Raw genomic sequence first — 228 nt, forward strand, 5'->3', positions numbered from 1 at the left:
GTACTCATAGGTGGTTACATGCCCTTTTGCATCTATTTCTTTCAGAAGATGGAAAGCCGAGTATTCATAGGAATGCGTTCCTAAGGGTTCTCCTTCGGGAGAAAATGATTCGCTTGTCAGAACACGATCTTTATAATCATAGGTATAAACGGTTCGCATTCCATTTTTTTCGATTTTCTCTTCCAGATTTCCATCGAGCGTGTAGGTCATTCTTTCAATGGAACCATC

General features: G+C 40.4%; 1 protein-coding gene. It reads right to left on the reverse strand.

Features of this window, described 5'->3' with window-relative positions:
- Positions 1–228 (reverse strand): hypothetical protein (locus AOM43_RS08615; protein ID WP_152618857.1); only part of this gene is annotated, 228 nt, incomplete at both ends.

It is taken from the genome of Parachlamydia acanthamoebae (assembly GCF_000875975.1).
GTDB classification, from domain to species: Bacteria; Chlamydiota; Chlamydiia; order Chlamydiales; family Parachlamydiaceae; genus Parachlamydia; species Parachlamydia acanthamoebae.